General features: G+C 64.0%; 18 protein-coding genes. 15 read left to right on the forward strand and 3 right to left on the reverse strand.

From position 1 onward, the window contains the following. The first annotated feature begins 115 nt into the window (after positions 1-115). Positions 116-2,383: a RelA/SpoT family protein gene (locus ANI01nite_RS00655; RefSeq protein WP_128470236.1), complete on the forward strand. Its 2,268-nt coding sequence runs from the start codon at positions 116-118 to the stop codon at positions 2,381-2,383. Positions 2,384-2,405: 22 nt separating this feature from the next. Here the strand turns inward: ANI01nite_RS00655 and ANI01nite_RS00660 are convergent, their stop codons facing one another. After that, the gene (locus tag ANI01nite_RS00660; RefSeq protein WP_141355286.1) at positions 2,406-3,029 is read right to left on the reverse strand and encodes a hypothetical protein; all 624 of its coding nucleotides are present in this window, start codon (positions 3,027-3,029) and stop codon (positions 2,406-2,408) included. 60 nt (positions 3,030-3,089) lie between these two features. Beyond that, entirely contained in the window at positions 3,090-4,448 is a 1,359-nt protein-coding gene (locus ANI01nite_RS00665; RefSeq protein ID WP_141355287.1) for a DUF349 domain-containing protein, read from the reverse strand. Positions 4,449-4,591: 143 nt separating this feature from the next. Between ANI01nite_RS00665 and hisS the strand changes: the two genes are divergently transcribed. The 4 genes from hisS (at position 4,592) to ANI01nite_RS00685 (ending at position 9,393) form a co-directional block, all read left to right on the forward strand. Further along, entirely contained in the window at positions 4,592-5,914 is a 1,323-nt protein-coding gene (hisS, locus tag ANI01nite_RS00670; protein ID WP_141355288.1) for a histidine--tRNA ligase, read from the forward strand. Positions 5,915-6,003: 89 nt separating this feature from the next. Beyond that, on the forward strand, positions 6,004-7,806 hold the full coding sequence (gene aspS / locus ANI01nite_RS00675; RefSeq protein ID WP_141355289.1) for an aspartate--tRNA ligase: 1,803 nt from the start codon (positions 6,004-6,006) through the stop codon (positions 7,804-7,806). Between the two features lie 146 nt (positions 7,807-7,952). Next, the gene (locus ANI01nite_RS00680; RefSeq protein ID WP_141355290.1) at positions 7,953-9,071 is read left to right on the forward strand and encodes a hypothetical protein; all 1,119 of its coding nucleotides are present in this window, start codon (positions 7,953-7,955) and stop codon (positions 9,069-9,071) included. Positions 9,072-9,114: 43 nt separating this feature from the next. After that, positions 9,115-9,393, forward strand: a complete 279-nt coding sequence (locus tag ANI01nite_RS00685; RefSeq protein WP_255314323.1) for a PadR family transcriptional regulator — start codon at positions 9,115-9,117, stop codon at positions 9,391-9,393. On the opposite strand, the gene dtd is transcribed toward ANI01nite_RS00685, so the two are convergent. Further along, positions 9,390-9,827, reverse strand: a complete 438-nt coding sequence (dtd, locus tag ANI01nite_RS00690) for a D-aminoacyl-tRNA deacylase (RefSeq protein ID WP_073706204.1) — start codon at positions 9,825-9,827, stop codon at positions 9,390-9,392. The genes ANI01nite_RS00685 and dtd overlap by 4 nt on opposite strands. Positions 9,828-9,916: 89 nt before the next feature. On the opposite strand from dtd, the gene ANI01nite_RS00695 reads away from it, so the two are divergent. The 10 genes from ANI01nite_RS00695 to ANI01nite_RS00740 all read left to right on the forward strand — a co-directional run bounded on the left by ANI01nite_RS00695 (position 9,917) and on the right by ANI01nite_RS00740 (position 20,209). Beyond that, entirely contained in the window at positions 9,917-11,323 is a 1,407-nt protein-coding gene (locus tag ANI01nite_RS00695) for a replication-associated recombination protein A (RefSeq protein WP_022875202.1), read from the forward strand. 187 nt (positions 11,324-11,510) lie between these two features. Then, entirely contained in the window at positions 11,511-12,134 is a 624-nt protein-coding gene (gene rpsD / locus ANI01nite_RS00700; protein ID WP_038991153.1) for a 30S ribosomal protein S4, read from the forward strand. 125 nt (positions 12,135-12,259) lie between these two features. Beyond that, positions 12,260-12,631 carry a DUF948 domain-containing protein gene (locus ANI01nite_RS00705; protein ID WP_038991152.1) on the forward strand — a complete coding sequence of 124 codons (372 nt, stop codon included), beginning with the start codon at positions 12,260-12,262 and terminating at the stop codon, positions 12,629-12,631. An 80-nt stretch (positions 12,632-12,711) separates the two neighbouring features. Further along, entirely contained in the window at positions 12,712-12,921 is a 210-nt protein-coding gene (locus tag ANI01nite_RS00710) for a hypothetical protein (protein WP_038991150.1), read from the forward strand. Positions 12,922-12,940: 19 nt separating this feature from the next. After that, complete coding sequence (alaS, locus tag ANI01nite_RS00715; RefSeq protein WP_141355292.1) at positions 12,941-15,631, forward strand: alanine--tRNA ligase; 2,691 nt, start codon at positions 12,941-12,943, stop codon at positions 15,629-15,631. Further along, positions 15,624-16,097, forward strand: coding sequence for a Holliday junction resolvase RuvX (gene ruvX / locus ANI01nite_RS00720; RefSeq protein WP_066138484.1), 474 nt, complete (start codon positions 15,624-15,626; stop codon positions 16,095-16,097). Before alaS ends, ruvX begins: the two co-directional genes overlap by 8 nt. Positions 16,098-16,142: 45 nt before the next feature. After that, positions 16,143-17,564, forward strand: coding sequence for an endolytic transglycosylase MltG (gene mltG / locus ANI01nite_RS00725; RefSeq protein ID WP_141355293.1), 1,422 nt, complete (start codon positions 16,143-16,145; stop codon positions 17,562-17,564). Between the two features lie 65 nt (positions 17,565-17,629). Next, entirely contained in the window at positions 17,630-18,478 is an 849-nt protein-coding gene (locus ANI01nite_RS00730; protein ID WP_141355294.1) for a shikimate dehydrogenase family protein, read from the forward strand. Between the two features lie 29 nt (positions 18,479-18,507). Then, entirely contained in the window at positions 18,508-19,707 is a 1,200-nt protein-coding gene (gene aroC / locus ANI01nite_RS00735) for a chorismate synthase (protein WP_038991142.1), read from the forward strand. 13 nt (positions 19,708-19,720) lie between these two features. Beyond that, positions 19,721-20,209 carry a shikimate kinase gene (locus ANI01nite_RS00740; RefSeq protein ID WP_066138479.1) on the forward strand — a complete coding sequence of 163 codons (489 nt, stop codon included), beginning with the start codon at positions 19,721-19,723 and terminating at the stop codon, positions 20,207-20,209. The last annotated feature ends 51 nt before the right edge of the window (positions 20,210-20,260 follow it).

Genomic DNA, 20,260 nt, shown 5'->3' on the forward strand with positions numbered 1-20,260 from the left:
GTGTTTTTCAAGTGCACGGCCACCGGTGATCTGGCGGCCCGAAACTACCGATGGATTTGACCGGGCTCCATTCAGGCTTCGGGACAATTCCAACGGCAACGGGAAGGAGCGGGGCATGGCGAATACGCCTAACCTGAACAATTCGAAACGACGCTCTATCTCTCGTTTGGTGCGCTTTGCAGGCCGGGGGAGCACCCCGAGCACATCGCCGACTCTCGAACCGCTGCTGCGCACGGTCAAGTCGAAACATCCGAAAGCCGATCTGGATTTGCTGGTCCGTGCCTACGAGGTCGCCGAAAAATATCATGAGGGCCAAAAGCGCAAGAGCGGCGACCCCTATATCACGCACCCGGTCGCGGTCGCCACGATCTTGGCAGAAATGGGCATGACCGGTTCGATTCTCGCCGCTGCCTTGCTGCACGACACGGTCGAAGACACCGAGTACTCCCTCGAGTCGGTGAAGAAGGAATTCTCCGAAGAAATCGCCATGCTGGTGGACGGCGTGACCAAGCTGGACAAGGTCACCTACGGCGATGCGGCCCCCGCCGAAACCGTGCGCAAAATGGTCGTCGCCATGTCCCGCGACATCCGCGTGCTGCTGATCAAGCTGGCCGACCGCCTGCACAATGCCCGCACCTGGCGCTACGTCTCGCCGGAATCCTCCTCCCGCAAGGCGAAGGAAACCCTGGAAATCTTCGCTCCGCTGGCACACCGCCTGGGCATGAACACGGTCAAATGGGAGCTGGAGGACCTGTCCTTCGCCGCTTTGCATCCCAAGGTCTACCAGGAGATCGTCCGCATGGTCGGCGACCGCACCCCTGAACGCGAAAAGTACCTTTCATCAATCCGCCAGACCCTTTCGCGCGATCTGGGAGATGTGGCCATCCACGCCTCGGTATCCGGTCGGCCCAAGCACTACTATTCGATCTACCAGAAGATGATCGTGCGCGGCAAGGACTTCGACGACATCCATGACCTGATGGGCGTGCGGATCCTGGTCGACACCGTCAAGGACTGCTACGGCGCGCTGGGCGTCGTGCACGCGGAGTGGAATCCGCTGCCCAACCGCTTCAAGGACTACATCGCCATCCCGAAGCTGAATCTCTACCAGTCGCTGCACACCACGGTGATGGGTCCCGAGGGCAAGCCCGTGGAAATCCAGATCCGCACCCATGACATGCATGTGCGCGCTGAATACGGCGTCGCCGCGCATTTCCAGTACAAGCATGGCCAGACCGACAACTCCATGCTCTCTCCGGAGCAGAACATGGATTGGCTGCGGTCCTTGATGGAATGGCAGGCTGATACCGCCGACTCCGAAGAATTCCTGGACGGCCTGCGCTACACCATCAGTTCCGCCGAGGTCTACGTGTTCACCCCGAAGGGCGACATCATGTCCCTTCCAGTTGGGGCAACACCGGTGGACTTCGCCTACTCGATCCACACCGACGTAGGGCACCGCACCATCGGTTCGCGCGTCAACGGCAAGCTCGTGCCCTTGCATACCGAACTCAAGCAGGGCGATGTGGTGGAGGTCTTCACCTCCAAGGCCGAGGGCGCCGGCCCATCCCAGGACTGGCAGAATTTCGTCAAGTCGCCGCGGGCCAAGGCGAAGATCCGCGGCTACTTCTCCAAGGAGCGCCGCGAAGAGGCCATCGAAAAGGGCAAGGAGCTGCTGACCAAGGAACTGCGTCGCAACCAGCTGCCGTTGCAGAAGCTGATGACGCACGATTTGCTCACCGCGGTAGCCAACGAGCTGCACCACACTGACATTTCTGCGCTGTACCAATCGGTGGGCGACGGCCATACCAGTGCGCAAAACGTCATCGAGCATCTAACGGCTCTGATCGGCCCGCCAGAAGCCGAACAGGTCGATGAGGAAGCGGTAATCCACCCGGTCGCTCCTAGCCCGTCTACGGGCAATGAGGCCGGTGTGATCGTGGAAGGCCTGGGCGACGTGCTGGTCAAGCTGGCGCGTTGCTGCACCCCAGTGCCGCCAGATGAGATCCAAGGGTTCGTCACCCGAGGCGCCGGCGTCTCGGTGCACCGCACGGATTGCCTGAACCTGACGCAGCTCGCCGAGCAGCCCGATCGGCTCGTCAACGTCACATGGGCCACCAAGCACCACGGCGTGTTCCTGGTCGAGATCCAGGTCGAGGCGCTGGACCGCAAATCGCTGCTTTCCGACGTGACCCGGATCCTTTCCGAAAGCCACCTGAACATCCTCTCCGCCAGTGTGCAGACCAGCAAGGACCGTGTTGCCATTTCGCGCTTCGCCTTCGAAATGGGCGACCCGAAGTTCCTGAGCCACGTGCTGAACCAGGTGCGGCGGATTGATGGCGTCTACGATGTCTACCGCACCACTGCGGGATCGCGCCGGTAACTTGCCTGGCCGGCCCCGCGGCCTATGCGGCCTGTGCTGTGCCGGAGAAGGACTGCACCAGGCGCAGCGCCCTGGATCGTTCAGGTGACGGATCCTCGCTATCCAGCGCCTGCCGGATCAAATCCAAGTTCAGGTAGGGGTCTGCCAGGGATATGACGGTGCCCAGCACCCGGCTGGCAATGGGCAACGGATCATATTTGGCGCAATCGCAGGCGCTGCGCAATGCCGTGGTGACCTTGAGTCGGCTGCGGAACACCATCTGCGTATCCGGCACCTGCATCTGGGCGAATTCGGCCTTCAGGCCGTGCCCGGGATAAAAGGGCCGATGGTAGTTCTTGGTGTAGATGCACAAGGTGAAGACCGAGGGCAAGAGCCCGTGGATCCAGGCCGCGGTCTGCCGCGCCAGCACGGCATCGCGGTCCAGTTCCCGGCCGCAGGCGAAGCCTGCAATGCGGGCACGCACCGAGGCGTTGACCTGGATGCTGCTGGGCAGGAAGTAATCACCAAGCACCTCGCGCAATAAGCCGTTGGAAGCCATGGCGTCCAACTCATTACGGGTGAACATCTCGCCGGCGATCCAGAGATCCCCGGGAATGCGCAACGCGGCGGCGCGGGGTCCGGTAGCTGCGGAATTTCTCGTTTCCATAGAGCTACTGAACCAGTCCGCACCGCCGCGTTGGCGGGTTGCAAGCGATCTGTGGATTACTTACTGGAAGTCGGCTGCCGACTTCTCCAAGGTGCTCAGCCACATGCGGCGTGCATCCAGGGCTTCCTGGGCTGCCGCGATCTGCTTGGCATTGCCCTTGGCCTGCGCTGCTGCCAGATCATCTTCCAGAGCGGCGATGGTGTCCTGCAGCTGCGAGAGCATGGAGTTGGAACGGGCCTTGGTCTCCGGGTTGGAACGACGCCACTGCTCGTCCTCGGCACCCTTGACCGCGTCCTCGACCTGGCGCAGTGCCGACTCGATGCGCTGCAGGTCGTTGCGCGGCACCTTGCCGGCTTCTTCCCAGCGGGTGCGGATCGAATCCAGCTCCTTCTTGGCGGCGGCCAGATCCTTGATCGGAAGCAGCGCGCGGGCTTCTTCCAGCAGCGCTTCCTTCACCACGAGGTTCTGGGCGTACTCTTCATCGATCTTGGCGTTGGCCGCGGCGCGAGCCTGGAAGAAGACATCCTGGGCGGCGCGGAAGCGGCTCCAGAGTTGGTCGTCGTCCTTGCGCGAGGCGCGGCGCGACTTCTTCCACTCATCCATGAGCTTGCGGTACTCGGCGGCTGTGGCAGCCCAGTCGGTCGAACCCTGCAGCGCCTCGGCGCGGGCGATCAGTTCTTCCTTCACTTCCTTGGCTGCCGCGTTGGTCGAATCCAGCTGCGAGAAGTACGCGCGGCGGTGGCGGTCGAAGGTGGTGCGGGCCGAACGGAACCGCTTCCACAGCGCATCCTCGGTGGCGCGCGGCAGGCGGACCGAGGAACGCTGCGCGCCCTTCCAGGCATCGAACAGCTCGTTCATCGTGGCCGAAGCGGTCTTCCACTGGATCTGCTCCGGGCGCTTGGCGGCCAGGGCCTCGGCCTGCTCGACAATGGCTTCGCGGGCAGCGAGCTGCTCGGCACGCGCCTCGTCGTTGGCCTTGCGCTGTTCGCTGGCCAATGCCTCGACGGCGACGCGGACATCTTCCAGGCGGGATTCCAGTGCCGGGATGTCGCCGACCATATGGCGTTCGGCGACGGTGGCCGAGAGCGCCTGCACAGCCTTGCTGAGCTCGCCGGCCGGGGCCTTGGCGACAACACGCTGCTCCAGCAGCATCAGCTGCGAGAGCGCGTCATCGTATTTGCGCACGAAGTAGCCAAGGGCTTCTTCCTGGGTTGCGTCCGGGTACTGGCCCACGGGCGACTCGGTGCCGTCGATGATAACGGAGACGTGGCCGTCCTCGGTCACGCGGGCGAACTTGGCCGCTTCATCGAGGGGAGTGGTGTGTGCGACGCTTGGCGCTACAACCGGCTTTGCGGCAGGCTTCTGCGCCTGTGGCAAGGGGGTCTTCTGGCTGTCGTCGGATTGCTGACTGGTGGTCACCGCTGAAACTCTTTCACTTTACGAGCACTTGCTTTAGCCAACTCTACCTGTGACCTCCGCTTCTTAGTAAGCCGACGTGCACAGGTTTCTCGGGTTTCGGGCTATAAGATGGATAGGTAGCCCAATTTGCACTAAGGAGTTTCATGGCACGCAAGGCCTCACTATCAGGTTTCCCGGAATGGCTTCCAGCCGAACGGGCTGTCGAACAGCACGTGCTGGACACCTTGCGCCATGTCTTCGAGCTTCATGGATTCGCCAATATCGAGACCCGTGCCGTGGAAACCCGCGCGCAGCTGCTGCGCAAGGGCGAAATCGACAAGGAAGTCTACGGACTGTCGCGCCTGGCCGCCGAGGATGACAAGAACGATCCGAACGCGCTGGCCCTGCACTTCGACCTCACCGTGCCTTTCGCCCGCTACGTGGTGGAGAACGCCGGACACCTGGCCTTCCCGTTCCGCCGCTACCAGATGCAGAAGGTGTGGCGCGGCGAACGCCCGCAGGATGGCCGTTTCCGCGAATTCACCCAGGCAGATATCGACGTCGTGGGCGATGGCGCCCTGCCCTTCAGCTACGACGTGGAACTGGCGCTGACCATCGCAGATGCGCTCTCCGCCCTGCCGATCGGAGATTTCCGCCTGCGCGTGAACAACCGCAAGCTGGCCGAAGGCTTCTACCGCGGCCTGGGCTTGGACGATCCGGATGCCGTGCTGCGCGCCATCGACAAGCTGGAGAAGATCGGCGATGACGCAGTTGCCAAGATCCTCATCGAGGAAGTCGGCGCCACCGCAGAGCAGGCGGCCGCCGCCCTGGCCCTGGCCAAGATCCGCACCCTGGACACCTCCTTCATTGAGCAGGTCCGCGCACTGGGCGTGGCGCACGAGCTGCTGGACACCGGCCTGGATGAGCTCGCGCAGGTCATCGACGCCGCGTCCAAGCGCGCACCGGGCAAGGTCATGGCAGACCTGTCCATCGCCCGCGGCCTGGACTACTACACCGGCACCGTCTACGAAACCGTGCTGGTGGGCCATGAATCCCTGGGCTCAATCTGCTCGGGCGGGCGCTACGAATCGTTGGCTTCCAAGGGGAAGAAGAACTACCCGGGCGTGGGCCTGTCCATCGGCGTCACCCGCCTGGTCTCGCGCATCCTCGCCGAAGAGGTGGTCACCGCCAGCCGCTCGGTGCCTTCGGTGGCATATGTCACCTTGGCCAACGAGGACTCCTGGCACGAAGCGCAGGATGTCGCCGCGCAGCTGCGTGAGCGTGGCATTGCCTGCGAGGTCGCGGCCAGCGCGGAAAAGTTCGGCAAGCAGATCAAATACGCTGATCGCCGCGGGATTCCGTTCGTATGGTTCACCCACGCCGACGGCACCCACGAGGTCAAGGACATCCGCTCCGGCGAGCAGGTGCCAGCCGATCCGGCCACTTGGACGCCGGCCGAATCAGATCTTAAGATCGCCATCAGCTAGTTTCAGGGCTTTGCCGCCCGTCCGCGCACCAGTAATGGTGCACTAAACTTCATGGGAAGAAACTTTCCACACAAACCGAAAGGATCGTAGTGCTACGCACTCATCAGCTGGGCGTCTTGAACGCCGAGCACATTGGACAGCAAGTCACCCTCACCGGCTGGGTCGCACGCCGCCGTGACCACGGCGGAGTCGCCTTCTTGGATTTGCGCGACGCGTCGGGCGTGGCCCAGGTCGTCGTGCGCGATGAAGAGGACTTCCATCCGCTGCGCAATGAGTTCGTCCTGCAGATCACCGGCAATGTCGAGCGCCGCCCGGAAGGCAACGAGAACCCGAACCTGCCAACCGGCGAGATCGAGGTCATCGCGGACACCGTGACCGTGCTGAACACCGCCGCTCCGCTGCCGTTCCAGGTCGATGAGCACGTCGAGGTCGGCGAAGAGGCGCGCCTGCGCCACCGCTACCTGGATCTGCGCCGCCCGACCCCGGCACGCAACATCCGCCTGCGCTCCGAAGCCAACCGCGTCGCACGCAACCTGCTGCACGATGAGGGCTTCATTGAAATCGAAACCCCGACGCTGACCCGCTCCACCCCGGAAGGCGCCCGCGACTTCGTCGTGCCTGCACGCCTGACCCCGGGCTCCTGGTACGCGCTGCCTCAGTCCCCGCAGCTGTTCAAGCAGCTGCTGCAGGTCGGCGGCTTCGAGAAGTACTACCAGATCGCCCGCTGCTACCGCGACGAGGACTTCCGCGCGGACCGCCAGCCGGAGTTCACCCAGCTGGACATCGAGGCATCGTTCGTCGAGGAAGACGACATCATCGCGCTCGGCGAGAAGCTGGTCAAGGAGCTGTGGAGCCTGATCGACGTCCAGGTGCCGACCCCGATCCGCCGCATGGCCTACTCCGAGGCAATGGCCAAGTACGGTTCGGACAAGCCGGACCTGCGCTTCGGCCTGGAACTGACGGAGATGACCGAGTACTTCGCGAACACCTCCTTCAAGGTGTTCCAGTCCGAGTACGTCGGTGCCGTCGTCATGCCTGGAGGCGCATCCCAGCCACGCCGCACCCTGGATGCCTGGCAGGAATTCGCCAAGCAGCGCGGTGCCAAGGGCCTGGCCTACGTGCTGATCAAGGAAGATGGCGAGCTGGCAGGCCCAGTGGCCAAGAACCTGTCCGACGAGGAGAAGGCCGGCCTGGCCGCGGCCACCGGCGCCTCTGCCGGCGACTGCATCTTCTTCTCCGCCGGCAAGAAGAACGAATCCCGCGCGCTGCTCGGCTCGGTTCGTGTCGAGATCGGCCACCGCACCGGCCTGATCAAGGACGGCGACTGGGCCTTCGTCTGGATCGTTGATGCACCGATGTTCGAAGCCGCTTCCGACGCTGTCGCTTCCGGCGACGTGGCAGTGGGCGCCGGCGCCTGGACCGCTGTGCACCACGCGTTCACCAGCCCGAAGCCTGAGTTCATGGATACCTTTGACACCGATCCTGGCTCGGCCCTGTCCTATGCCTACGACATTGTCTGCAACGGCAATGAAATCGGCGGCGGCTCGATACGTATTCATCAGCGCGACGTGCAGGAGCGTGTCTTCAAGGTCATGGGCGTGACCCAGGAGCAGGCCGACACCCAGTTCGGCTTCCTGCTCGAGGGCTTCAAGTACGGCGCCCCACCGCATGGCGGCATTGCCCTGGGCTGGGACCGCGTGCTGCAGCTGCTGACCAACTCGGAGTCCATCCGCGACGTCATCGCCTTCCCGAAGACCGGTGGCGGCTTCGATCCGCTGACCCAGGCTCCTGCGCCAATTACCCCGCAGCAGCGCAAGGAAGCCGGCATCGACTTCAAGCCGGAAAAGAAGAAGGCCGAAGAAGGCGACAAGGCTGAAGCAGAAGCCAAGTAGGCATTCGCTGTTCAAGGAAGCCGGGTGGAACGCATTTCATGTGTTCCATCCGGCTTCTTTTGCGTATTTGTTGGCCAAGCAATGGATTAATGGCGATTTTAATACTAGGTTGGTTTTCAACCTAGTTTTCGATCCCAGGAGAACCCGTGTCGTTAGTGCTTCCCGACGACGTTATTGAGCTCTACCCAGAAAGCGACCGTGAATGGGCGCGGGACTTCAACATTGCTCTGTGGTGGAAGGACCTGGATGATTCACAGTGCGCAGCGGAACTGGGGAAGGTCCTGGATGCCATCCGCGACAGCGGGCAGAGCGCGGAAGAACTCTTCGGTGATCCCGCCGAATTCGGCGAAGTCCGCGCTTATGCGCGCTTGACCCCTCAGCAACTGGCTGATTCGGAGCTGCCGGTCAGTAATAGCTGGGGCCTGATTGCTGGTGCCGGCTTGGTCGTCGGGCTGTTATGCGCAGGGTTCGGTATTTGGATCGGATTCAGAGATGGATGGGCCGCGACATCGTGGCATTATTGGCAGCTGGCGGCTTTGTCCGCCGGGGCCGGCTTGGCAGTATCTGGACACCTGTGGTGGTTGCATCGGGTCAGGGGCAAATTCGCCCTATCCTGGATACTCGGCCTTGCCGCAGCCACTGCTGCCACCGCTGTAGCCGTGCTGATCGCAGTACTCGGCGCGGAGGAAGCGATGCCGCTGCCCAACTGGCTGGTGCCGATCATCGGCGTTGCACTGGTTGTCAGCGTTTTTTGGTTGCCGTTCGCAGAGGAATCTGGCGCGAAACGAGAAGCGGTCTGCGTGGATGTGGATCCTGAGTCCTGGTTTGCCGAGGTTTCGCGTTTACTACGCGGGCGCTATGGAATGCGGAGCAAAGAGGCGGACTTCGCCCTTGAATCTGCCCGCGAACACTGGTCAGCCCTGCACAGGGAGGACGGCAATGCCAGAATTTCCGAAGAGTTCGGCACGCCGATCGAATTCGCCATCGGGCTGTCGGTCAACACCGGCAAAGCGTTAAAGCGGCGCTGGTTGCTTCGTCGCCTGTTTCCGCTAGCCGTCGTGGGTCTGTACAGCATCAGCCTTGTTCCGGCAGTGATCGCTCCAGAACGCAGCGGTTGGGATATCTTCTTCGCGGTCTGCATGCTGATTTTTGCTGCAGGGACACTCTATGAGCTGCGTCCTGCGAACCGGGCAAGCTATGTCGAGGACAGGCTGGCCGAAAGGCGTGCCCAGTCCCGCGGGCTGGAAGAAGGAAAAGATGGGTAAAGATGCGCCATTTCCCGGTAGCTGGCAACGCGCGATACTGCCTATGTTGCTTCTTGCAGAGCTCTCCAGCAGCCCGGCTCATGGTTATGCGCTGTCCAAATCCCTGCAGGAACGGGGTTTCGGTCCGATCAAGGGTGCTACGCTCTATCCCGCATTGTCCAAGCTTGAGGCCGCGGGCTACGTGGACACGCGGTGGGAAGAAGGCCAAGGTGGTCCTGGACGGAAGGTCTACGGGCTATCTGCCGCCGGTCGCGCCGAACTGGGCCGCCAGCGCGACAGTTTCGATAAGCTGGCAGCACTGGTTCAATCCACCGGAACCTAGGCCAGATCGGCCGAATCCACAATCACCGTGAAAGGCCCGGAATTCACCAGCGACACATTCATCATCGCCCCGAACTTCCCGGTCTCCACGTGGGCCCCCAGCTCCCGCAGGTAGGACACGAAGTACTCGTAGAGCGGTTCGCTCACTGGGCCCGGCGCGGCATTGGACCAGGACGGGCGCCGGCCCTTGCGCACCGAGCCGTAGAGCGTGAACTGGCTGATCACCAGCAGTGGAGCGGCAGTGGACTCTGCACTGGATTCGTCCTTCAAGATCCGCAGCCGCCAGATCTTCTCCGCAACCTTGCGTGCCGTTGCTTCATCATCGTCATGGGTGACCCCCAGCAGGATCACCAGCCCGGGGGAAGCGAGACGGCCTACGATCTCCCCTTCGATTTCGACGTGGGCGGTGCTGGCGACCTGGACGACGGCGCGCATGGAGCAAGTCCTTTCAAGAGGCGGTGTGTGAGTGCGACGACGCGTTGGCTTGCGCCGCGCGACTACCAGAGTATCGGTAGGCTTAGGGGGTGAGCGATTTGTTCGATTCCTTGTCCGATGATCAGCACGATGGGAGCACCTCCCAAGTCAACCGGCCGCGTCCGCCGCTGGCGGTGCGCATGCGCCCGCGATCCCTGGACGAACTGGTTGGCCAGCAGCACCTCTTGGGTCCTGGCTCTCCGCTGCGCCAGCTCGCCGAGCATCCGGAAACCGGCCTGGCAGGCCCGGCCAGCGTGATCCTCTACGGCCCTCCGGGGATCGGCAAAACCACCATCGCCCACGTGATCGCCCGCGCCACCGACCGCAAGTTCGTCGAGCTCTCCGCGATCACCGCAGGCGTCAAGGACGTGCGCCGGGTCATCGAGCAGGCGAAGGACGACCGAGATCTGCGCGGGATCACCACCGTCTTGTTCCTCGATGAGATCCACCGCTTCAACAAGGCCCAGCAGGATGCCCTGCTGCCCGGCGTGGAGAACCGTGTTGTCGTCCTAGTAGCCGCGACGACCGAAAACCCTTCCTTCTCGGTGATTTCTCCGTTGCTCTCGCGCTCCTTGCTGCTGACCTTGCGCCCGCTGACCGACGGCGACCTGTCCACCTTGCTCGAGCGCGCTGTAGCCGACGAGCGCGGCTTCGATGGACAAGTGATCCTGGACGACGAGCAGCGCGAGGCGATTGTCCGCCTGGCCCAGGGCGATGCGCGCCGCTCGCTCACCGTGCTGGAGGCCGCCGGCGCGGTCGCCTGGAACGCCGCCGGGAAGGATGTCGCACCGCCGGTGCACATCACCGCAGGCCATGTGCAGCTGGCCATGGACCAGGCGGTACAGCGCTACGACAAGGATGGCGACCAGCATTACGACATCATCTCCGCGTTCATCAAGTCCATCCGCGGCTCGGATGTGGACGCTGCCCTGCACTATCTGGCCCGCATGCTCTCCGCAGGGGAGGACCCCCGCTTCATCGCCCGCCGGCTGATGATCTCGGCCTCGGAAGACATCGGCATGGCCGATCCCACCGCGCTCCCGCTCGCGGTCGCCGCTGCCCAGTCGGTTCAGCTCACCGGCATGCCCGAAGCGCGGATCATGCTTGGCCAGGCGACAGTGCATCTGGCCACCGCTCCGAAGTCCAACGCCTCCTACAACGCGATCAACGCCGCCCTGGCCGATGTGTCCGAAGGCAAGGGCTCGCTGGTACCCGACCACCTGCGCGACGCGCACTATCCAGGTGCCAAATCGCTGGGCCACGGGGTGGGCTACATCTACTCGCACGATGCGCCGCATTCCATCGCCACCCAGCAGTACCTGCCCGATGACCTGGTGGGCACCAACTACTACACGCCCACCAATAACGGCGCCGAAAAGACCCTTGGGTCCCGCCTGGCCCGCTTGCGCGAGATCATCCGCGGCAAGGATCCGCTGCGTTCCAAGGGCAAGCGCTAAGTGTGCGCTAGGACTCAGCGAAAGCAACGGCGATTTCGTGTAAACTTGATCCTTGGCTGGCAAGCCTTGCCTGTGCATTCGAGTGATCGGCTGCACAGCGAGGTTGAAGTGAAGCAGGGACGCGACGCCCACACACTCTCCCTCCTGGAGGCCAGTAGATACCGTCGCTAATCGAAAGGGACACACCATGGCTAACGCCCGTGCCCGCCGTACCGTACGCCTCTCGCGTGCGCTCGGCCTTGCATTGACTCCAAAAGCTGAAAAGTACATGGAGCGCCGTCCATACGGTCCAGGCCAGCACGGCCGCGCCCGTAAGAAGCAGGACAGCGACTACGCAGTACGTCTGCGCGAAAAGCAGCGTCTGCGTGCCCAGTACGGCATCCGCGAAGCTCAGATGCTGAGCGCCTTCAAGGAAGCTAAGCGCCTCGGCGGCGAAACCGGCGGAAACCTGCTGGCTCTGCTCGAGTCCCGTCTGGATGCCCTGGTTCTGCGTGCAGGCTTCGCCCGCACCATCCAGCAGGCTCGCCAGATGGTTGTACACCGCCACATCCTGGTCAACGGCCAGCGTGTAGACCGTCCGTCCTTCAAGGTGCAGCCGGGTCAGCTGATCCACGTGCATGAGAAGAGCGAGAAGATGGTTCCATTCCAGATGGCTGCAGCCGGCGAGCACGCAAAGGTGCTGCCAGCTGTTCCTGCTTACCTGGACGTGAAGCTGGAAGCCCTCCAGGCGACCTTCGTGCGCACCCCAGAGCGCGCCGAAATCCCAGTGACCTGCGAAGAGAACCTCGTGGTCGAGTACTACGCACGCTAAATCCGTGCGCTAGTTCCAAGCCCGCAGCCGGAAACGGTTGCGGGCTTGTCGCTTAACTACCTATATATGCTCTGACTTCGATAAGGTGGACTGGCACCAAAAACCCAAAGCAGAAGAGGAAGCACATGTCGGGTTCGGATATTGCAGGGCTCATCGCCGCCGGCGCGTTTGTCGTACTAGTTGTGCTGCTGGCAGTGCCGATCATCAAGTTGGGCAAGGTGTTCGACGAGCTGCGCAAATCGATCAAGGACCTGGCTGACGGAACCACTCCGTTGATCGGCGAAGTCGCGACCACCGTTGCGACCACCAATGACCAGCTCAAGAAGGTCGACGTCATCACCAGCAACGTTTCTGACACCACCGCCAACGTTTCCGCGCTGTCCTCGCTGATAGCAGCCACCGTTGGCAAGCCGCTGATCAAGGTTGCAGCATTCACCGAAGGCGTGAAGGCTGCCATGAACACCAAGCCAAGCGGCAAGGCACGCCGCAGCCGCTAAGCAGGCAACGCTGTTTGATCGAACACGTATCGGCGTGCTGAATAGGATACGGCCATCTGGTGGCCGCCAAGGAGACTAGAATGAAAAAGCTCTTGTGGGTTTCGATTGGAGTGGGCGTTGGCGTGCTCGCGTCCAAGAAATACGCTGAAGTTTCGTCCGGGGCGGCGCTGAACCGCCAGGTCGGCAAGTACGCCGACCGCGCCTCGGAATATTGGGAAGCCTTCCGCCAGGGAATGAGCTCCCGCGAAGAAGAATTGCGTTCCGCCTTGGGCGTGGACGCCGCTAAGTGAAGGGATCATCCGTAACACGATGAAAACGCAGGAAATTGCCCGTCGTTGGGTCGACTTTTTCGTCTCTAAGGGCCATGCCGCGGTGCCGAGCGCCTCGCTGGTCTCGGCCGACCCTTCGCTGTTGTTCACGGTGGCCGGCATGGTTCCGTTCATCCCTTACCTCACCGCGCGCGAAGAGCCGCCATACTCCCGTGCCACCTCGGTGCAGAAGTGCATCCGCACCGGTGACATCGAAGAGGTCGGCAAGACCGCCCGTCATGGCACCTTCTTCCAGATGTGCGGCAACTTCTCCTTCGGCGACTACTTCAAGAAGGAAGCCATCCACTTCGCCTGGGAGCTGCTGACCAGTTCCGTCGAGGACGGCGGCTACGGCCTGGACAAGGACCGCCTGTGGGTCACCGTCTACGAAGACGGCGACGAGAAGGACCTCGAGGCCCGCCGCATCTGGGAAGAAGAGATCGGCATGCCTACCGAGCGCGTTGTCGGCACCGGCAAGGAAGACAATTACTGGAACACCGGCCAGCCCGGCCCCGGCGGACCATGCTCGGAGATCTACTACGACCGCGGCCCGGCCTACGGCGTCGAAGGCGGCCCCGCCGTCGACGAGACCCGCTACGTGGAAATCTGGAACCTGGTGTTCATGCAGTACCGCCTCTCGGCAGTACGCTCCAAGACCGACTTCGACGTTGCCGGCGAACTGCCCAAGCGCAACATCGATACCGGCCTGGGCCTGGAGCGTCTGGCGATGATCCTGCAGGGCGTCGAGAACATGTACGAGACCGACCAGGTCCGTCCGGTGCTCGACAAGGCAGCCGAACTGGCCGGCGTCACCTACACATCCACCGAGGATCCTGCCGACCCGAACCACGCCACCGACGTGCGCCTGCGCATGATCGCCGACCACATCCGCTCCTCGCTGATGCTGATCTCCGACCAGGTCACCCCGGGCAACGAAGGCCGCGGCTACGTGCTGCGCCGGCTGATCCGCCGCGCCGTGCGCGCCATGCGCCTGATGGGCGTGGACACCGAGGTGCTCCCTGAGCTGCTTCCGGTCTCGCGCGACGCCATGAAGGGCGTCTACCCGGAGGTTGAGGCCGATTTCGAGCGCATCGCCCGCATCGCCTACGCCGAGGAACGCGCCTTCCGACGCACCATCGCTTCGGGCACCACCCGCCTGGACGAGGCGCTGAACCACGCCAAGGAGGAAGGCAAGAACCTCTCCGGCGACGACGCCTTCACCCTGCACGACACCTACGGCTTCCCGATCGACCTGACCCTGGAGATCGCCGCCGAGGCTGGCCTGTCCGTCGACGAGTCGCGCTTCCGCGAACTGATGAACGAGCAGCGCACCCGCGCCCAGAAGGACGCCAAGGCCAAGAAGGCCGGCCACGCCGACCTGTCGGTGTACAACAAGCTGGCCGAGGCCGGCAACGTGCACTTCACCGGCTACGACACCCTCGAAGGCGAATCCTCCATCCGCGGCATCATCCGCGATGGCCAGGTCGTGCCGTTCGCCGAGCAGGGCCAGGAAATCGACCTGGTGCTCAACGAAACCCCGTTCTACGCCGAATCCGGCGGCCAGGCAGGTGACAGCGGCCTGATCACCGGCGACGGATTCGTGCTGGAAGTCACCGATGTGCAGGCCCCGGTCAAGGGCCTGAGCGTCCACAAGGTCATCGTGCGCGAAGGCGAACTGCCTGCCGAGGCACTGGTGCGCACCCAGGTCGACGCCGTGCGCCGCCGCTCCGGCGAGCAGGCGCACTCGGCCACCCACCTGGTGCATGCCGCCCTGCGCGAGCTGCTTGGCCCGACCGCCACCCAGGCCGGCTCCTTCAACAAGGCAGGCTACCTGCGCTTCGACTTCTCCTGGGCCGAGGCGCTGTCCGCTGCCGCGCGCAGCGAGGTCGAAGAGGTCGTCAACCTTGCCATCGCCGCCAACCACCAGGTCATCACCAACGAGATGGCGCTGTCCGAGGCGAAGAAGCTGGGCGCAATGAGCCTGTTCGGCGAGAAGTACGCCAACGACGTGCGCGTGGTGGAGATGAACGGCGCCTGGTCGCGCGAACTGTGCGGCGGCACCCACGTGGATACCACCGCCCGCATCGGCCAGCTGACCCTGCTCTCCGAGGCTTCGGTGGGTTCGGGCAACCGCCGCGTCGAGGCGCTGGTGGGCATGGAAGCCTTCCGCCACGGCGCTGCCGAGCGCGCCCTGGTCTCCGAGCTCTCCGGCCTGTTCCGCGTGCCATCCAGCCAGGTCTCCGAGCGCGTCAACGATACCGTTGCCAAGCTCAAGGCCGCTGAGAAGCAGATTGCCGAACTGAAGAACCAGGCAATGCTGGCCCAGTCCGCGGCGCTGCTGCAGAAGGTCGTCACCATCGGCGGCACCCGCCTGCTGGCGCACAACGCCGGAGAAGTCGACTCCGCCGATGCGCTGCGCACCATGGCGCTGGACCTGCGCGGCAAGCTGGGCTCCGAAGCCGCAGTCATCGTGCTGATCGGCGTGTCCAACGGCCGTCCGCTGGTGCTGGCGGTGACCAACGAGGAGGCCCGCGCCAACGGCTTCAAGGCCGGCGCCCTCGTCCGCACCGCAACCGGCGTGCTCGGCGGCGGTGGCGGCGGCAAGGACGACATGGCCCAGGGCGGCGGCCAGGACGCGTCGAAGATCGACGACGCGCTGGCTGCCATCCAGACGGCACTGGCCAATGGCTAATGCCGCTCTCGGCGTCGACGTGGGCCTGGCCCGCGTCGGCGTCGCCGCATCCGATCCCTCGGGAATCCTCGCCACTCCGGTGATGACCCTGCGCCGGGATGCCAAGAAGAATTCGGATCTGCGGATGCTCTTGCGCATCATTGCCGATCGCGGCGTCACCGAGGTCTTCGTCGGAGAGCCGAAATCGCTGGCCGGCAACTCGACCGAATCCACCAAAATGGCACGTGACTACGCGATTGCCTTGGCGGAAGAAGCCGCAAGCGCTAATATCGAGCTTGAGGTTTTCCTGGTCGACGAACGCCTGAGCACCGTGAACGCGCATCGGTCGTTGCACGCCTCGGGCAAGAAGATGGCAGAGCACCGCAAGGTCGTCGACCAGGTCGCAGCCACCGAGATCCTGCAGCAAGTGCTGGAAATGCGGCGCAACAACGTCCGCGTGCAAGCCAGCCGGATTGTGCTGCGCTAGCCCACCACCGCTAGTGCTCCACAACGACCCGAGAGATGAGAGTTGATGCGAGAAGAAGCCCGCCACGAACGGCAACGCGAAACGCATCGCGCGCTATATGAACGCTTTGCCGCCGGAACCGGCGTGCCCATTGCACAACCCTCAGAACCGGAACTGGCCGGCGCCGAGCACTACGGCGAACCGCTAGCGGCCACCGCGGAACCCGGCGCTTCGGGCGGGGAAGACACCCACACCAGGTTCCTCCCCGCCCAAGTGGCCGCTGACGCCGAAATGCAGGAATCCGACGATCCTGCAGACGCCCAGGATGAGGACTACACCGGGGAAACGCACGCCGTACAGCCGGCAGTTGTCTTCGGCGACGAGCCGCAGGACGAGCAAGCCGCGGCCCACAAGGCCCAGCGGCGCAAGCGCACCAAGCGCAAGCGCAACCTGGTGATGCTGGCCACCGTCCTGATTTTCGCGCTGGTGGTCTCCGGCTCGGTCTTCTTCGTCAAGTCCGTGCTCAAGCAGTTCAACCCGGACGACTACCCGGGCCCGGGCGGCGCCACCGTGGAATTCACCGTGGAAGATGGCTGGGGCGTGAACATCATTTCGCGCAAGCTCGAAGAGCTCGACGTCGTCTCCGACGATGGCCTGTTCTCTGACGCCGTCGCCGACTCCGAAGCCCAAAACAAGCTCATCCACCCCGGCACCTACCTGCTCAAGAAGCAGATGCCAGCAGCCGACGCTGCGGAGCTGCTCATCAACCAGCGTCCGGACAAGGTCTTCTACATCGCGTTGAAGGCCAATATGCGCATGGATGCCGCGATCAAGGAAATTGCCAAGGGCTCGGGCCTGAAGGAGAAGGACCTGCAGGCGCTGGCCAGCAAGCCGCAGGAGTTCGGCCTGCCCGACTCCGTGACGAACCTCGAAGGCTGGCTGCACCCGGGGGAGTACCGCTTCCCGCTGGAAACCAGCGCCAAGGAAGTGCTGGCCGAGCTGGTCAAGGCCACCAAGGTTTCCCTCGAGCAGGCGGGCATTACCGACCTCGACGAGGGCTACCGCATCCTGAAGATCGCCTCGATCCTGCAGGCGGAGGCGCGCACCCCGGACTACGCCACGGTCGCCGGAGCGATCGAGAACCGGCTGGATCCGGGCAACCGCGAGACGCACGGGCTGCTGCAGGTCGACTCCGCGGTGATCTATGGGCTGGGCCGCTACTCGCTGCAGTTCAGCGCGCAGGAGAAGCAGGACGCGTCGAACAAATACAACACCTACGTGCACAAGGGCCTGACGCCAACTCCGATCGGCTCGCCAGCGAATCCCGCGATCGAGGCCGCCGCCAATCCGGAAGACAACGGCTACTACTACTGGGTGACCGTCAACATCGAAACCGGCGAGACCAAGTTCGCCTCGACCTACGAAGAGCACCAGCGGTACAAGGCCGAATTCGACGCCTGGTGCGACGAGCATCCAGACGTCTGCTAGCGCAAGCCCGCGAACGAAAGACGCGTTGCCGCCCCCAGGGCCGGGCAATTACCAGCAGGAAGTCCATGAAGAAAATGAAGCAGGCAGCCGTCCTCGGCCACCCCATCAGCCACTCCAAATCGCCGGTGCTGCACCGCGCCGCCTACCAGCTGCTCGGCGCGCCGATCAGCTACAGCGCGATCGACATGGAACCGGGCCAGGCTGCCGGGCATGCAGCCGCGCTGCGCGCAGGCAACTGGGCCGGCTGCTCGGTGACCATGCCGCTGAAGGACGCATTCGTGCCATTGATGGACGACCTGTCCGCACGCGTGCAGCGCCTCGGCGCGCTGAACACCATCGTGGTCCGCGACGACGGCACCCTCTACGGGGAAAACACCGACGTCGACGGCCTGGTCCAGGCCCTCGACGATTTCGGGCTCGACCAGTGCGCGCAGGCGATGATCCTGGGCTCGGGCAACACCGCGCTGGCAGCCATCGAGGCCGCCGCTGAAGTGGGCGTGCGCCAGCTGGAGCTTGTCGTGCGTGCCGCCTCGCGGGCCTCCCGGGCCGTCGATCTGGCCCACCAGCTCGGGATGGAAACGACCGTCCACGAGATTTCGGGAATCGACCAGGCGCTGGCCGCGACACTGAACGGTATCCCGCTCGTGTTCTCCACGCTGCCGCCGCGTGCGGCCGACGATTGGGTGCCGGTGATCGGCGCAGGCAGCGGCATCCTGCTGGATGTCGCCTACGACCCGTGGCCCTCTGCCTTGGCACAAGCATGGCAAGGCACCGTAATCTCCGGAATCCATATGCTCGTGCACCAAGCCGTGGAACAAGTGCGATTCTTCAGTGCCGGAGCCTGGCAGGAATCGCGCCGAGCGGACGTCACAAATGCGATGTATGACTCTTTGGGTCTGGCCCGACACCAGTAATTAGTTCGTGTCATGGCAAAATAGATGACATGTTGCGTTGGTTGACCGCGGGCGAATCGCATGGCCCGGCACTCGTTGGAATTCTTGAAGGCCTACCCGCCGGAGTATCGGTGGATAGCGAAGCAGTGCGGGAGGCACTGGCACGCCGCCGTCTCGGCTATGGCCGCGGCGCGCGCATGAAATTTGAAAAGGACCAGGTCACCTTCCTCGGTGGCGTCCGCCATGGCAAGACACAGGGCGGCCCGGTAGCCATCGAAATCGGCAACACCGAATGGCCCAAGTGGGAACGCGTGATGAACGCCGACCCGGTGGATCTGGATGAGCTGGCCTCGCTGGCGCGCAACGCGCCGCTGACCCGTCCGCGTCCGGGCCACGCCGATTTCACGGGCATGCAGAAGTACGGCTTCGAGGACGCCCGCCCGATCCTCGAGCGCGCCAGCGCCCGCGAAACCGCGGCCCGCGTCGCACTGGGCACGGTGGCCTCGCGTTTCCTCAATGATTTGGGCATCCAGCTCGTCTCGCACACCACGGCCGTTGGCGCCGTGGCCGCACCGGCCGATGCACCGCTGCCCACCGCAGCCGATGTCGCCGCCCTGGACGCCGACCCGCTGCGCTGCTTCCACCCCGAGACCAGCGTAGCCATGGTCGCCGAGGTCGACGACGCCCACAAGGCAGGGGAGACCCTGGGCGGCGTCGTCGAGGTCCTCGCCTACAACCTGCCTCCGGGCATCGGTTCCTACGTGCACTGGGACCGCCGCCTGGACGCGCGACTGGCCGCCGCCCTGATGGGCATCCAGGCCATCAAGGGCGTCGAGGTCGGCGACGGCTTTGCCACCGCCGCGCGCCGCGGTTCGGCCGCGCACGATGAGATCGTGCACGCCGAAGACGGCAGCATCAAGCGCAACTCGAACCGCGCCGGCGGCATCGAGGGCGGCATGAGCATCGGCGAGGTGCTGCGCGTGCGCGCCGCCATGAAGCCGATCGCCACCGTGCCCCGCGCCCTGCGCACCGTGGACACCGCCACCGGCGAGGACACCACCGCGCACCACCAGCGCTCGGATGTCTGCGCCGTGCCGGCTGCCGGCGTGGTCGCCGAGGCCATGGTCGCTCTGGTGCTGGCCCAGTCCCTGCTGGAGAAGTTCGGCGGCGATTCGGTGGCCGAGACCAAGCGCAATATCGAGTCCTACCTGGCCAGCATCCCGGGCAATCTGGGTTCGACCGGCGTCTAGGAAGCACGCTTCAATGATCTACCTCATTGGTCCGATGGCCAGTGGCAAGTCCACCGTGGGCAAGTCACTGGCCACGGCCCTTTCTACCAGCTTCGCGGATTCCGACGCGGCCATCGTCGCCCACCACGGAACCATCGCGCAGATCTTCGCCGAGCATGGCGAAGCGCATTTCCGCGACCTTGAAGTCCAGGCGCTGTGCCGGCTGCGCACCGGTGTGGTCGCCACCGGCGGAGGCGCAGTGCTGCGCGAGGAGAACCAGCAGCTGCTCTCGCGCGGCACGGTAATCTACCTGGAACTCGGCGAACAGGCTGCCGCCGAGCGCATCAAGGGCGACGGGCACCGCCCGCTGCTGGCTGGTGACGAAGCCCTCAAGAGCTGGATCGCCGTCTACGAAAAGCGCCGCCCGATTTATGAAATGCTCGCTGACGTGCATGTTCTCGTGGATGGAAAGTCCGTTTCGCAAATTCTCGACGAGGTATTGCCGCAGCTGGAACGGCTGTGATTAGCCTCACGAGATGCAACTTCTGGCCGGGCTCACGCGTACGCTAGAAAA

The sequence above is a fragment of the Glutamicibacter nicotianae genome (genome assembly GCF_006539525.1).
In the GTDB taxonomy this organism is placed as follows: Bacteria; Actinomycetota; Actinomycetes; order Actinomycetales; family Micrococcaceae; genus Glutamicibacter; species Glutamicibacter nicotianae.